Here is a 14,326-nt window from a genome sequence, read left to right as displayed (position 1 = left end):
ACTGATGGAAGGTCGAATTATCTCAATCATACGCGACTGTGTAGAGCCGGGCCCGGCGGCGCGCCCGATAGACGCTGACACCAGCGTGAAATCCCTGATGATCGATTCGCTGAAGATGATACAGATCGTGTTTGAAATTGAAATCTGTTTTGGTATCGAAATACCGGAGCACGCGCTGTTTCAGGTTGATACCGTGAATGATCTGGTAGACCTGGTGCGTGTAAGCAAAGCGGCCTAGCAGGCGGTTTCAACAGCCTGCCAGTCTGCTACCCGCGGGCACCAAAGATCGCGGTACCGATGCGGATCATGGTCGAGCCTTCGGCGATGGCGGCGTCAAAATCATCGCTCATGCCGATGGACAGGGTATCCATGGTCGGGTATTGCTGCTGAAGCTGTGCAAACAGCGCGGCCAGGGGCTGAAACGCAGCGCGTTGCTGATCGTGGTCCCTGCACGGTGCAGGGATGGCCATCAAGCCTCGCAGCTGCAGGCGCGGTAGCGTGGCGATGCTGGCGCACAGTGCCGCCGCCTCACTCAGAGCCACGCCGGATTTGCTGTCTTCGTTTGACAGGTTGACCTGTACGCAGATGTTCAGCGCGGGCAGATCTGCGGGGCGCTGGTCGTTGAGACGCTGTGCTATCTTCAGGCGGTCGACACTGTGCACCCAGTCAAAGGCGCCGGCAATGTCCCGGGTTTTGTTGGACTGTATGGGGCCAATAAAATGCCAGCTGATATCGGTCAGGGCATCCGGTGGTTGCGCCAGCAGCGCAATCTTGTCCAGCGCTTCCTGTACGTAATTTTCCCCAAACTGACGTGCGCCGGCAGCGTAGGCTTCACGCACCTTGTCGGCGCCATGGGTCTTGCTGACCGCAAGTAACAGCACGCTGCCGGCATCGCGTCCGAACCGTTGTTCCTGCGCCTTGATACGTGAAACGATGTCGCGGTAGTTGCTCGCGGTAGAGCTGGTGGCGCTACTGCGGACATCTGGTGTCTGGGTCATGGTATGTCTGAAGTGTTATTGATGTCGGACCAAGCATACCATGGTCCGGTTTACGAGGCTTGAGGTTTCAGGTTCTGATACACCTCGCGTGCGTCGTAGCTCTGTTCCCCGCTGGGACGCATGCCGTTGCCCAGTCGGATTTCCATGATGACTTCCACGTCGCTGCGCTCGTCACCCAGATGCATGCCGGTATGGTAGGACTGACTGGGCCGCTGATAGGTGCGACACCCAAGCAGGCCGCAGTCCTTCACGGTAGTGTACGTGATGCCTGCCCCGGCGGACACGCCCGGGTCCACACGCTCGCGATCCACCAGGGTTTCGCGGCTGGCAATATCATACCAGTCATAACCTTCTTCCAGGGTCAGTTCGCTGGCGCGCAGCATGGCATAGTCCATGGCCAGGCCGGTGTCGTCACCGCGGGCTTTAAAGCTGACGCGGTACTGATCGCTACTGAGCTGCTGTTCGGTATAGCCATAGCCCCGACCGTCCGCGGCGCGATAGTCCGGTTGTGATGCGCAGGCCGTCAGCAGGCTGACGGCGACCAGCGCGATCAGTGCCAATTTGTTTCGTGCTGTGTCTATGTGAGTGCTGTTCATGTGAAGCCTCCTTATCACCCTGTCATATCGGTAACGTTACTGCCATTGATCGGCAATCAGTGCGATTTCCTCTTCCAGGCTCAATGCACTGCCGGGCATCATCGCGTCCAGCGCACTGTCGAGCAGTGAGCTGCCACCGGCGGTCTGATACTCGCCGGCATGGGTGCCCGCGGTTCTGACGCTGGCGACAATCTCCCAGCCCTGCCCGGTGTGGCAGGCAATGTTTTCGCTGGCGATGACGGTTTCGCCGACAGAGCCATTTTCCACAATAAATTGTCGGCAATGTTGTGACTGTTGGTCGACAAAACTGAAACGACTCAACATGCGTGTATCGTTATCGATGCTCAGCGTTTCTCCGCTCAATGTGGTATCCAGTGCATCGTTGAGGCTGGCATCCATGTTGATGGCGACCATTCGCGCTGCCGGGCCACCGGCCATGCCGGTGTTGAGCAACTGACCGCCGGTGAAGCCGACAACCAGTGCGATGCCCGCCGCCAGCGCGGCATGCTGGCTCAGCCACTGGCGTGCCTGTTGGCGGCGTGCCTGCCATGATGACATCTGTACCACATTGTCCGGGGCAGCGGTGGCTTCCGCGTCCGCTGCCTGCTCTTTGCGTTGCAGCATGGCCAGTACCGCGTCCGGCATGGGGCGCGAGTCCAGAGCGGACGCATGGCGCTGCAACAAAGCTTCAACACTGGCCAGCGCCGCCAGGCGCTGTGTCAGGGCGGCATCGTTGCGGATGGCATCGCGGACTAACTCCATTTCCTGGTTCGACAGTTCCTGGTCCAGGAATGCACCCAGTTTTTCGTCGCTAATGTTCATCTTGTTGCTCCACCAGCCTGAAGGCTGAATAATCATCTGTGCTAGGTTCTTACCAGTTCTGTCAGCTTGCTTCTGGCCCGGGCCAGTCGACTCATGACGGTGCCGACAGGAATCTCCAGCGCCTGCGCCACATCCAGATAAGACATGCCCTGAATCGACACCAGGGTCAATGTGAGGCGCTGTTCTTCCGGCAACTGTTGCATGATCTCCATGACCTTTTTTAATTCCATTTGTGCCTGTATGTCGTTTTCGCCGTCAATCTGCCCGGCTTCGAGCAGATCGGTATCGACGTTAGTGCTCTTGCGCACCCGGCGTGAGCGGTACTCATCAATCCACAGGTTGCGGCAGACCGTGAACGCCCAGCGGGCGACTTCCACGCCGTCTGGCACACCTTTCTTCAACAGCCGCTCAACCGTCGCCTGCAGCAGGTCATCGGCATCGTGCACCGACTGCGTCAGTGACCAGGCGAATCGCCTTAGCCCCGGCAATATGTCGATTAACTGCTCATTCATAGAAGTCCTGATTTTCCTCTTTCTAACCTCGTTGACGGATGGTAGTTTAAATTATTCCTTTTAAGTGGAATTTTTATTGCCGCTGAGCCGTTAAAGTAAACATAAACCATTGATTTTCAGGAAAGCCGATGAGACCCATAGTTCGGTTGACAGCATTATGCGCCGCTCTGCTGGTGTTGTCCGCCATGGCGCAGGCACAGCAGGTGCCGGATGCGGTGCAGAACGCGCTTGAACGTCAGGCCGAACAGGCGCAGGAGCGTGCTGCGGAGCGGGCAAAGGAGCGCGCCGCTGAACGGGCACAGGAGCAGGCCCAGGAACTGACTCAGCAGCGGGTGCAGGAACAGACCTCTGAGCAGGTAGTTGAGCGCGCTGTGGAGCGGGCGCAGGAGCAGGCGGCTGATCGCGCACAGCAGCAGGCTTCCGAGAGAACCCAGGAGCAGGCAATTGGTCGGGTGCAAAGCCAGACGGTGGATCGGGTTCAGGGACAGGCGCGGGCGGCGCAGAACCAGGCATTGGACCGGGTACAGGGCGGTCAGGCGGAGCGGGTGCAGGAGCAGTTGCTGGAGCGCAGTGCGCAGCAGCTTGAGCGGACCCAACAACAGCTTGAGCGCACCCAGCAACAGCTTGAGCGCTCGCAGCAACAAATGGAACGGACCCGGGAACAACTGGACAACGCCGCCGGGCAGGCGACAGGGCCAGGGCGTGGCCGCGGCAATGGGGTGGCCAACGGGCCGGATTTGCCAACAGCTGCGCAGCAGGCCATATCGCAGCTCCCGGGGCAGGCCCGGGGGCGCATTCCCGGGCCCAGCCCGATGGCACAGTTGCCCGAGCGTCTGCCGGTTATTGGCGACGATGGCGACGAAATGTTTGTCGAGATTGCCATTGAGCCCAACATCCGCGTGCTGGAGCGCGAGTGGGTGATGCTGTTGAGTGAAGCGCAACGCGAACAGCTTATCGACGAGGCGCCGGACCTGATGCCCTACCTGGCGCAAACCCGTACCCTGGATGCGCTGGAAAGCTACCTGCTGAGATTCCGGGTACCCCCGGACCTGGATGCCAATGACCAGATTTTGGATCTGGTGCCCGAACCATTGCGTGAGCTGATTGATCGCAACCACGTTTACTCTGCGCAGTCGGGTGCGGCACTGGACAACTCAGGGGGCAACTCAGGAGATAGCCCGGAGGCCGGGCAGGGCGCGCCGGAGCGCAACAGGCTGACAGTGCCGATGAGCGCGGTGTGTGAAGATCCGGTCGCCGTGGGTGTGATCGATTCGATGATCAACACGGAGCATCCGGCCTTTGCCAGAGCAGCAGGGGCACCACCGGCATTTGTCAGTCGGCAGTTTTTGCAGGAACAGGTTGACGGGGTATCCGGGCATGGCACGGCAGTAGCCGGCGTGCTGGTAGGTGATGGCAGTGCCTATGGCTATGACCTGGCGCCGTTGCTGCCCAATGCAACCGTTTACAGTGCCAGCGTTGTGTATTCGCAGGATGCCTATCACCAGGGTGCCACGGTCATGCATTTGCTGGAAGCATTGAGCTGGATGCTGGAGCAGGAACAGTTGCGGGTGATCAATATGAGTCTGACCGGGCCTGCCAACCGTTTGCTGGAGCAGGCGATACGCGCAGTACAGGCGCAGGGGAAACTGGTGGTGGCCGCTGCGGGCAATGAAGGGCCGCATGCCGACTTGTTGTATCCGGCAGCCTATGATGGCGTGGTCACGGCCACAGCGGTGGCGAATGACCACTCGGTGTATCGCTGGGCCGCGCAGGGAGATCATGTTGATTTTGCGGCGCTGGGTGTATCGGTGCCAACAGCGCGTGGCAGCGGCGACTTCGGCCGTGAGTCCGGTACGTCGATAGCAGCGCCTGTTGTCAGCGCTTTTTTAGCCTGTGAACTGGTCTCAGCGGCACAAACCACTGGCCAGGCCAGGGAGGCACTGGCGGCACGGGCAACAGACCTGGGGAGCTCAGGCCATGATCCGATCTATGGGCATGGTCTGTTGCATCCACTCTGACTGGAAAAACAGGGCCCGCGTCAGAAACTCAGCTTCAGGCTCACGGATGCCCGATTCTCAGTGTAGTCAGCGCTGCCCAGGTTAGACTGATAGTCACCGCGTTCAAGTTGTGCGGCAACCGCCAGCTGTTCTGTCAATGACATCTCCAGGCGGGCGTCGGTGATATGTTGCCGGTCATCGCGCCGGGCGCCCAGCGCCGGCGTTACCGACTGATAGCTGCGATCCTGCCAGCGCGTCCCCAGGCGCAGCTCTGTGTCATTGCCCAACAGATCCAGGCGATGGGTGTAGCGCAGCCTGAGGGTCTCGGCATCGTAGGAGAACGCTGTATCGCGCGCCTGCTCCTCATCAAATGCGTAACCCAGTACCAGATTGCTGCGTCCCTGATTGAAGAACCAGAAAGCATCCAGGCTCAGGCCTTCGCTGTCGGCATCGCGCTGGGCAAAGTCATCAAAAGATTTGTCGGCAAAGTTCAGGGCGCCGCGCAGGAACCATTGGTCAGCAAACAGCTTGCCGGCGTATAACGAGTACTGTTTAAGTATCAGGAAGTCATCACCGCCCAGGTTGGCATCGGCGTAGTAATAGTTGCTGCCCAGACTGAACGCGTCCAGTTCATAACTGACATCGCCGTACAGAAGGTGCAGGTCCAGGTCGAAGCTATCAAAATCCTGATAGCGCTCACCGCTAAAGCTGTAACCGGTATCGACCGACAGCCGGTCGGTGGCTTGCCAATTGGCGTCCACGGCAGCATCCAGGGTGCCGGCGGTATCTGATTCGCCAGTAGCGCTTTCCAGCTCGCTGACGCTGACATTGCTGTTGTATTCGGCGCCGGCTTCCAGTGAACCGGAGACAGTGAATTCGTCACTGCCCTGGGCAATGGCGACGCCTGATGCGATGCCGGTTGCGATCAGCAGCAGCCCTGTTGAAATCCGGTTTGCGGTTGAGCCCGGGCATGGAAATATTGGCTGTTTCATATCCTTCCCCTGATATTTTTATCGGTACCGATTGTTGTCATCGCAGGCCGGCACCCTGAGGTACCGGCCCTGGTTTCATGCTCTCACTACCGGGCGGTTACTGACCCAGTGGTCCGCCGATGTTGTTACGAACGTTCTGGCGTACCGAACTGCGGACCTCTCCAGCCACTTCGGCACCCGCGGTCGAGTTCACGTTACCACGCACATCATCGCGCACAGTGTCCTGTACATTGTCACGGACATTCTCGCGCACACTTTTCCGGGCGCTGCCCTGAACACTGCCGCTGACTTCACTGTCGATGTCAGCACGCACAGTTTCGCGTACGGTCTGGCTGGTTTCCGAGGCCACTGCGCCATTGACGGCTGCGCCAATGTTACCACGAAGCTCCTGACGTGCCTCGGCGCCTGCGCTTTTCTGTGCGGTATTCTGCACGGCGCTGCGGGCTTCACGCGCTGCTTCTGCGGCAGCCTGTCCGGTCACGCGGGCGGCACCCTGCGCCTCGGCAGCGCCGTTCCTGGCTTCTGCACGTGCCCGTGCAGCTAGCTCCGCACTGGCAGCGATGGCGGCGTCAGCGACCGACTCACCGTTTTCGCGTGCCCGCTGCACGGCCAGAGCCACAGTGGTACCGGCGCCTGCGCCAGCTTCTGCGGCGGCACTGATAGCCGCCTCAGATACCGAGTCACCATTCTCGCGTGCCTCAGCCACGGCCTGTGACACAGAAACGCTGACATCAATTTCCTCGTCCGCGCTGGCATCCATGGTTTCGTCCGCAGAGGCACCAATGCTGTCGTTGACGCCTGACTCTGCAGCAACTGTTGTGCTGGTTTCAACGTCAGCGCTAACGCTGGCCTGAATCTGTGCGTCGGTATCGGTGGACTCATCCTGAGCGTGCGACAGTGACGCAGTCGCCATGGCGCAAGCCAGTGCAAGCACGGATGGTTTGAATATCCCGGCAAATTTGATCTTAGCCATTGTCAAATCCTCCCTTTATCTGGTTGACAGTCCTTTAACGAACACGGCGCCGGGTTTATTCCGAAAAACTTTTTCCGTATCCGATCTTTTGATGCGGAGCCGGGATGCTATAGTGCAGTTATAGGTGAAAACACCGACTTATTCAGAACCCACAGAGTGTGATTATGGACATCAGCAAACTACTGACCTTCGCCGTGCAAAATGGCGCTTCCGACCTGCATCTGACAGCAGGCATGCCGCCTGTGATCCGGGTGGACGGTGACATCCGGCGCGTGGATGCGCCGGCCATGGATCACAAGACAGTACACGCGTTAATCTACGAAATCATGACGGACAAACAGCGCCGGGACTACGAAGAGTTTTACGAGACTGATTTTTCGTTTGAGATTCCGGGTCTGGCGCGTTTTCGTGTCAATGCGTTCAATCAGAACCGGGGCGCAGCAGCGGTGTTTCGGACCATTCCGGCTACCGTGATGACCATGGAACAGTTGTCCATGGGCAAGGTGTTTGAGCAAATTGCCAGCTTCCCCCGTGGGTTGGTGGTCGTGACCGGGCCTACCGGTTCGGGCAAAAGCACGACGCTGGCGGCGATGATGGATTACATCAATGAAACCCGCTACGAACATATCCTGACCATCGAGGACCCTATCGAATTTGTCCACGAGAGCAAAAAATGCCTGGTGAATCAGCGCGAAGTGCATCGCGATACCCTGGGTTTCAATGAAGCGCTGCGCTCGGCACTGCGGGAAGACCCGGACATCGTTCTGGTTGGCGAGCTGCGTGACCTGGAAACGATACGGCTGGCACTGACGGCTGCCGAGACCGGGCATCTGGTGTTTGCTACTCTGCACACAACATCGGCGGCAAAAACCATCGACCGGATGATTGATGTATTCCCTGCTGGTGAGAAGAGCATGGTCCGCTCCATGTTGTCGGAGTCATTGCAGGCAGTGGTGTCGCAGGCGCTGCTGAAAAAGACCGGCGGTGGCCGGGTGGCGGCTTTTGAAATCATGATGGGTACGCCGGCTATCCGGAACCTGATTCGCGAAGACAAGGTGGCGCAGATGTATTCGGCGATTCAGACCGGTTCCAATACCGGCATGAAGACGCTTGATCAGCACCTGAAGGAATTGGTGCAGGCGGGCGTTGTCAGCAAGGAAGATGCCCGCGTTAAAGCCAAGATGCCCGACGCTTTTTTGTAATGCCGGCAAGCGGCAGCGGTCCTGACCGGGTCAGCGCTGCAGACGATCCACTTTGTCGTTGAGATCACGGATCAGGCGTAGCATCTCTTCGCGCTCATTGTGGGCGCGTTCGTCCTGCTCGGCCTGGCGCAGAGACTCGTCTTCGAAGTGACGTTCCTGCATGGTGCTGACGATGATACCGATAAACAGATTCAACACCACAAACGCGGTGACCAGCACAAAGCTGATAAAGTAGATCCAGGCATAGGGATACACTGCCATCACCGGTCGTGACACACCCTCTGACCAACTCTCCAGCGTCATCACCTGGAACAGGGTGTAAAGCGTGCGGCCCAGCGTACCAAAGTCATCCGGGAATGCCGAGGCGAACAGCTGCGTTCCCATGACCGCAAAAATGTAAAAAACCATGCCCAGTAAAAACACGATCCAGCCAATGCTGGGCAACGCAGCCAGCAGCGATTCGATGATCATGCGCAGGCGCTTGATTTTGGTCAGCAGGCGCAGCACTCGCAGAATCCGCAGTGCCCGCAGAATGGCAAGGGGGCCGGTCGACGGCACCAACGCAATGCCCACGATGATGAAATCAAACACATTCCAGCCGCTGCGGAAAAACCGGGGGCCGTGAGCGAACAGTTTGAGCAGGATCTCGATGACAAAAATCACCAATACGATCTGCTCGATGGCCCGCAGCACGCCTCCGGCTGCACGCATGATGGTGGTGGACGTTTCCAGCCCGAGTGTGATGGCGTTAAAGAGGATGACGCCGATGATGAAGTTCTGCACCATCGGGCTTTCAATCCATTGCGCAATCCGTTGCCTGATTGTCGGGCTCATCTATACCACCTCAGAAAAACTACCTGCCGCGCCAGCACAGCGCGTCAGGTATACGACTCCATGGCCGGGCAGGCACAGAACAGGTTGCGGTCGCCGTAGACATTGTCTATGCGGTTGACTGCCGGCCAGAACTTGTTGTCACGCAGCGCGTCGGCCGGGAATGCGGCTTCCTGTTTGCTGTATGGACGATCCCAGCTCTCATCCATGATGTCGGCAAGGGTGTGGGGGGCATGCTTGAGCATATTATTGTCGCCGTCCAGCTCACCTGATTCCACCCGTGCGATTTCCTGACGGATGCTGATCATGGCTTCAATAAACCGGTCCACTTCTTCCAGCGGCTCGCTTTCGGTGGGTTCGATCATCAGGGTGCCGGGTACCGGGAACGACATCGTTGGCGCGTGGAAACCGTAGTCCATCAGGCGCTTGGCAATGTCTTCTTCGGTGATGCCGGAACTGGCTTTCAGCGGTCGCAGATCAATGATGCATTCGTGTGCGACGCGACCGTTCTGGCCGGTGTACAGCACCGGGTAATGACCATCCAGACGCCGGGCAATGTAGTTGGCGCTGAGAATGGCAACCTGGGTTGCTTTCAGCAGACCGGCAGCGCCCATCATGCTGATATACATCCACGAGATCGGCAGAATGCTGGCGCTGCCCCAGGGGGCGGCTGATACCGCGCTGTTGCCGGCCTGCGGACCTTCGAGTTTGACCACGGCATGATTCGACACAAAAGGCGCCAGGTGTTGCTTGATGCCGATCGGGCCCATGCCCGGGCCGCCGCCGCCATGCGGAATACAGAAGGTCTTGTGCAGATTGACGTGGGACACGTCGGCGCCGATATCGCCGGGACGTGACACGCCGACCTGGGCATTGAGGTTGGCGCCGTCCATATAGACCTGGCCGCCATGGTCATGCACGATCTGGCAGATTTCACGCACGGCCTCTTCGAATACGCCATGGGTTGAGGGATAGGTGATCATCAACGCTGCCAGCGTGTCTTTGTGTTTTTCGGTTTTCGCGCGCAGGTCTTCAACGTCGATGTTGCCTTTGCTGTCACAGGCAACCACCACCACTTTCATGCTCAGCATCTGGGCGCTGGCCGGGTTGGTGCCGTGGGCGGAGCTTGGGATCAGGCACACGTTACGCTGCTGCTCGCCCTTGCTGTCGAGGTATTTACGAATCGCCAGCAGGCCGGCATATTCGCCCTGAGCGCCCGAGTTAGGCTGCATGCTGACCGCATCAAAGCCACAAATCTCGGCCAGCATGGCTTCCAGTTCCTGAATCATCTGTATGTAACCGGTGACCTGTTCGCGTGGTACGAACGGATGCGGTTTACTGAACTCCGGCCAGGTGACAGGCAGCATCTCGGCGGTGGCATTCAACTTCATGGTGCACGAGCCCAGCGGAATCATGGCGTGTGCCAGTGACAGGTCGCGGTTTTCCATGCGCTTGAGGTAACGCAGCATATCGGTTTCGTTGTGATAACGATTGAACACCGGGTGCTGCAGATAGGCAGTCTGTCGCCGCAGCGCAGCGGGAACTCCCAGCTTGCTGTTGTCGTCCAGCCCGGCATCGACTCCGGGTACGCTAAGGTCGGTGGCATCAGAGCCCAGCATCACCTGCCACAGCACGTCGATGTCGTGCTCGGTGGTACACTCATCCAGGCTGATACCAATGCTGGTGTCGCTGGTCTGGGTGCGCAGGTTGATGCCGTGCTGTGCGGCGCGTGCCAGCACATCATTGCGCTGATCGGCTGGCACTTCCAGCGTCAGCGTATCAAAGAAACTGTGGTTGCCCTTGATGCCTTTCTGATACAGACCGCTGGCCAGTACACGGGTCAGGCGGTGGATACGCAGGGCAATGCGGCGCACACCTTCGGGGCCATGGTACATGGCGTACATGGCGGCAATATTGGCCAGCAGTACCTGCGCGGTGCAGATGTTGCTGTTGGCTTTCTCGCGGCGGATATGCTGCTCGCGGGTCTGCAGTGACATGCGGTAGGCCTGCTTGCCGCGGGCGTCGATGGAGACGCCGATGATGCGGCCGGGCACGGCACGTTTGTACTCATCCTTGGTGGCAAAGTACGCGGCATGCGGGCCACCGAAACCCATGGGCACGCCAAAGCGCTGGGTGTTACCCACTACTACGTCGGCGCCCATCTCGCCGGGCGCGGTCAGCAGCGCCAGGCTCATCAGGTCAGCGGCGACACAGGCGATGGCCTGGTTTGCCTGCAGTGCCTTGATGATATCGGTGAGGTCTTCAATATGGCCGTCGGCATCCGGGTATTGCAGGATGGCACCGAATACCGGGTGTGAGGCGGCGTCTTTGGCCGGGCCTACGATCAGCTCGAAACCAAAACTCTCGGCGCGGGTGCGGATGACATCAATGGTTTGCGGCAGACAGCGTTGATCGACAAAAAATGCATTGGCACTGCGCGCCTTGCTGACACGTTTGGCCAGCGCCATGGCTTCGGCTGCGGCGGTGGCTTCGTCGAGCAGTGACGCGTTGGCCAGTTGCATGCCGGTAAAATCGAGCACCATCTGCTGGTAAGCCAGCAGGGTTTCCAGTCGCCCCTGGGAAATCTCCGGCTGGTAAGGCGTATACGCCGTGTACCAGCCCGGGTTCTCAAGCACATTGCGCAGAATAACCGGTGGCGTCACCGTGTCGTAGTAGCCCAGTCCGATAAAGGAGCGGTGCAGTACGTTTTGCTGTGCAAGTTGTTTGAGGTGACCCAATGCCTGCTGTTCGCTGCGTGGCTCGGCCAGCGCCAGCGAGCGGTTCAACGCAATGCTGCCAGGCACAGTGGCACGTGTCAGTTCGCTCAGGGAGCTGTAACCGAGGGCGTGCAACATGGTCTGGATCTGCGGTTCATCAGGGCCGATGTGGCGTCCGATGAAGGTGTCGTTGTCTTGCAGGGAGCGCAGGGGCGTATTGATGTTCATTCACACATTCCGGCATAGGTGTCGGCGTCCAGCAGCTCTTCCAGTTCACTTGGATTGCTGGGCAGAATACGGCATAACCAGCCGTCGCTGTAGGGGGATGAGTTCATGGTTTCCGGTGCATCGGCCAGATCTTCGTTAACTGCGATGACTTCGCCCGAAATTGGCGCGTAAATGTCCGACGCTGCTTTCACAGACTCGACAACACTCATCTCGTCTTTGGCGCTGACAACGGCGCCTTCTTCGGGCAGTTCAATAAACACGATGTCGCCCAGCAATTCCTGGGCATGGTCGGAAATGCCGATGGTGACACTGCCGTCTTCTTCAACGCGCACCCACTCGTGGGTGGCGGCGTATTTCAAATCATCAGGGAATTCGCTCACGGGATTTTCCTCTTATTGGCCTCGTCTGGGCCTCGTGCCGGTTGTGAATGGTGCGTTGAGTTTAAACAAAAACTTTTTTGCCGTGACGGACAAAGCCGGGTTTGACCGGGCGCACGGGGACAAGCTTGCCGCGGATGTCGACCGCACATTGCTGTGCATCAGCGGGAATTCTAGCCAAAGCGATACCATGCTTCAACGTGGGCGAGAAGGTACCGCTGGTTATCACGCCATCCTGCGTGGAACCGTCACCCAGTGTGCACTCGACGCGCAGGCCTTCTCGCAGGACACCGCGCTCTTCCATCACCAGGCCGGTCAGCACCGGCAGGGTATCGCGGTGCTGGCGTTGCGCTTCCAGTGCCTTGCGGCCCATGAAGTCGCGCTCGGCCGGCTCCCAGGCGATGGTCCAGCCCATATTGGCAGACAATGGCGAGATGCTCTCATCCATGTCGTGACCATACAGGTTCATACCCGCTTCCAGGCGCAGTGTGTCGCGTGCGCCCAGGCCGATGGGTTTGACGCCGGCGGCGAGCAGCAGGTCCCAGATGGCCGGGGCCTCGCTGTTGGGCAACATGATCTCGACACCATTTTCACCGGTATAACCGGTGCGCGCGATAAACCAGTTATCCAGTTCTACGCCACAGAAATTTTTCAGACCACTGACTGTGGCCGAGTCTGGTGCCGAAAAGCGCTGCTCGACGATGGTCCGCACGATATCAATCGCCCTCGGGCCCTGTACGGCGAGGATTGCCAGCTCCGGGCGCTCGGTCAGGGTGACGCTGAATCCGCGCTGCTGACTCTGCATCCAGGCCAGGTCTTTCTCGCGGGTGGCGCAATTGACGACCAAACGAAACCCCGAGGCCATGCGGTAGACAATCAGGTCATCAATCACGCCGCCGTTTTCATTCAGCATGCCGGTGTACAGGGCATTGCCGGTGTCCTTGAGCCGGGCAACATCATTGGCCAGCAGGAACTGCAGCCAGCGCTCGGCATCTGGTCCATCGATGTCAACAATGGTCATGTGGGAAACGTCAAACACGCCCGCCTGCTCTCGCACCGCGGTGTGCTCTTCGATCAGTGATTTATACTGAATGGGCATGTCCCAGCCGCCGAAATCCACGATTTTGGCCCCTGCTTCAAGGTGCTTGGCGTACAGTGCAGTCTGTTGTCCCACAGGTAGTAATCCCCCGACGCGATATCGACGCGTGATGGCAGCTTTGGAAAAGAGGGGTAGTTTACTGTCTGGCAGGCGGATTTAACAGGCGAGCGTTGTCGCTTTTGCCGATTATTTGCGGTTCTGGTTGGCTGGTCTTCAGTCCAGCGTTGCCATGAAGCGCCCGCTTCGCGGGCGGAAGGCGTGGTCACTGTCCATGGAGAACACCACCGAGCTGGAGCGACCCACGATCTGATCGCGGGGAATGAAACTGTAAAGCCGGCTGTCCGCGCTGTTATCGCGGTTGTCGCCCAGCACAAAGAAGTGGTCCGCCGGCACCTGGGCCGGGCCATAACTGCGGGTAGAGCGATTGCTGCCCTGGGCCGAGAGCAGGGCCTGATGGGTTTCTTCAAACAGGTGCTCAACAATAATGGTGCCTTCACGGCTTTCGGACAGAATCTCGAAGTCAACGATTTTGTCATTAACCACCAGCAGGTTGTTGCGCATGTACACGGTATCCCCGGGCTGGCCGATGATGCGTTTCACCAGCCTTTTCCCGGCAACTTCGGAGTCGATGATGATAATATCGCCTCGCGTCGGTTCGGCCAGTTCAAGCACGGAGATGCCAGTGAACGGCAGTTTGACGTCATAGGCCAGTTTGTTGACCCAGACCTTGTCGCCGTCCAGCAGGGTTGGCTGCATGGAGCGGCCGGAAATCGAATTGAGATCGGCCACTGCACTCTTGAAACACAGGATGCTGACCAGAATGAGCAGGAATTTGCGGTTTTCGCGCCAGAACGCGGCGAGATACGCTGATGTTGCTGTCAGTACTTTTTTGCGGACTGTCACGTGTTCTGCGTTTCCCTGTCAGGATGTCTGTCGACTGGCCGACGGTTGAAGGAATCAAATCAGTACGTTAGCGGTATCG

At 58.7% G+C, this 14,326-nt stretch carries 14 protein-coding genes; 3 read left to right on the top strand and 11 right to left on the bottom strand.

Annotation, left to right across the window (positions count from 1 at the left end):
• The first annotated feature begins 4 nt into the window (after window positions 1-4).
• Window positions 5-238, top strand: coding sequence for an acyl carrier protein (locus tag ENH71_RS01890; protein ID WP_294132720.1), 234 nt, complete (start codon window positions 5-7; stop codon window positions 236-238).
• Between the two features lie 28 nt (window positions 239-266).
• On the opposite strand, the gene ENH71_RS01885 is transcribed toward ENH71_RS01890, so the two are convergent.
• The 4 genes from ENH71_RS01885 to ENH71_RS01870 are packed head-to-tail and all read right to left on the bottom strand — an operon-like array spanning window position 267 to window position 2,928.
• A complete protein-coding gene (locus tag ENH71_RS01885; protein WP_294132723.1) occupies window positions 267-998 on the bottom strand; it encodes a YggS family pyridoxal phosphate-dependent enzyme in 732 nt (243 codons plus the stop codon).
• A gap of 50 nt (window positions 999-1,048) precedes the next feature.
• On the bottom strand, window positions 1,049-1,594 hold the full coding sequence (locus tag ENH71_RS01880; RefSeq protein ID WP_294132729.1) for a CC0125/CC1285 family lipoprotein: 546 nt from the start codon (window positions 1,592-1,594) through the stop codon (window positions 1,049-1,051).
• A gap of 36 nt (window positions 1,595-1,630) precedes the next feature.
• Window positions 1,631-2,416, bottom strand: a complete 786-nt coding sequence (locus tag ENH71_RS01875) for an anti-sigma factor family protein (protein ID WP_294132732.1) — start codon at window positions 2,414-2,416, stop codon at window positions 1,631-1,633.
• 41 nt (window positions 2,417-2,457) lie between these two features.
• Window positions 2,458-2,928 carry an RNA polymerase sigma factor gene (locus ENH71_RS01870; protein ID WP_294132735.1) on the bottom strand — a complete coding sequence of 157 codons (471 nt, stop codon included), beginning with the start codon at window positions 2,926-2,928 and terminating at the stop codon, window positions 2,458-2,460.
• Window positions 2,929-3,056: 128 nt separating this feature from the next.
• Between ENH71_RS01870 and ENH71_RS01865 the strand changes: the two genes are divergently transcribed.
• Window positions 3,057-4,946 carry a S8 family serine peptidase gene (locus ENH71_RS01865; protein ID WP_294132737.1) on the top strand — a complete coding sequence of 630 codons (1,890 nt, stop codon included), beginning with the start codon at window positions 3,057-3,059 and terminating at the stop codon, window positions 4,944-4,946.
• Window positions 4,947-4,966: 20 nt separating this feature from the next.
• On the opposite strand, the gene ENH71_RS01860 is transcribed toward ENH71_RS01865, so the two are convergent.
• Window positions 4,967-5,917 (bottom strand): surface lipoprotein assembly modifier, encoded by a 951-nt coding sequence (locus ENH71_RS01860; RefSeq protein ID WP_294132739.1) that lies wholly within the window; start codon window positions 5,915-5,917, stop codon window positions 4,967-4,969.
• Window positions 5,918-6,014: 97 nt separating this feature from the next.
• The gene (locus ENH71_RS01855; RefSeq protein ID WP_294132752.1) at window positions 6,015-6,890 is read right to left on the bottom strand and encodes a hypothetical protein; all 876 of its coding nucleotides are present in this window, start codon (window positions 6,888-6,890) and stop codon (window positions 6,015-6,017) included.
• Between the two features lie 164 nt (window positions 6,891-7,054).
• On the opposite strand from ENH71_RS01855, the gene ENH71_RS01850 reads away from it, so the two are divergent.
• Window positions 7,055-8,092 carry a type IV pilus twitching motility protein PilT gene (locus tag ENH71_RS01850; protein ID WP_294132754.1) on the top strand — a complete coding sequence of 346 codons (1,038 nt, stop codon included), beginning with the start codon at window positions 7,055-7,057 and terminating at the stop codon, window positions 8,090-8,092.
• 30 nt (window positions 8,093-8,122) lie between these two features.
• Here the strand turns inward: ENH71_RS01850 and ENH71_RS01845 are convergent, their stop codons facing one another.
• The 5 genes from ENH71_RS01845 to lepB form a co-directional block, all read right to left on the bottom strand.
• The gene (locus tag ENH71_RS01845) at window positions 8,123-8,926 is read right to left on the bottom strand and encodes an ion transporter (RefSeq protein ID WP_294132757.1); all 804 of its coding nucleotides are present in this window, start codon (window positions 8,924-8,926) and stop codon (window positions 8,123-8,125) included.
• A gap of 44 nt (window positions 8,927-8,970) precedes the next feature.
• Window positions 8,971-11,868 (bottom strand): aminomethyl-transferring glycine dehydrogenase, encoded by a 2,898-nt coding sequence (gcvP, locus tag ENH71_RS01840; RefSeq protein ID WP_294132760.1) that lies wholly within the window; start codon window positions 11,866-11,868, stop codon window positions 8,971-8,973.
• The gene (gene gcvH, locus ENH71_RS01835) at window positions 11,865-12,248 is read right to left on the bottom strand and encodes a glycine cleavage system protein GcvH (RefSeq protein WP_294132761.1); all 384 of its coding nucleotides are present in this window, start codon (window positions 12,246-12,248) and stop codon (window positions 11,865-11,867) included. Before gcvH ends, gcvP begins: the two co-directional genes overlap by 4 nt.
• Before the next feature lie 61 nt (window positions 12,249-12,309).
• Window positions 12,310-13,419 (bottom strand): glycine cleavage system aminomethyltransferase GcvT, encoded by a 1,110-nt coding sequence (gcvT, locus tag ENH71_RS01830; RefSeq protein ID WP_294132762.1) that lies wholly within the window; start codon window positions 13,417-13,419, stop codon window positions 12,310-12,312.
• Between the two features lie 138 nt (window positions 13,420-13,557).
• Window positions 13,558-14,247 (bottom strand): signal peptidase I, encoded by a 690-nt coding sequence (gene lepB / locus ENH71_RS01825; RefSeq protein WP_294132763.1) that lies wholly within the window; start codon window positions 14,245-14,247, stop codon window positions 13,558-13,560.
• Window positions 14,248-14,326 lie beyond the last annotated feature (79 nt).

The sequence above is a fragment of the Pseudohongiella sp. genome (genome assembly GCF_011050365.1).
Lineage (GTDB): Bacteria > Pseudomonadota > Gammaproteobacteria > Pseudomonadales > Pseudohongiellaceae > Pseudohongiella.
This window is presented reverse-complemented; position numbering and strand designations above follow the sequence as displayed.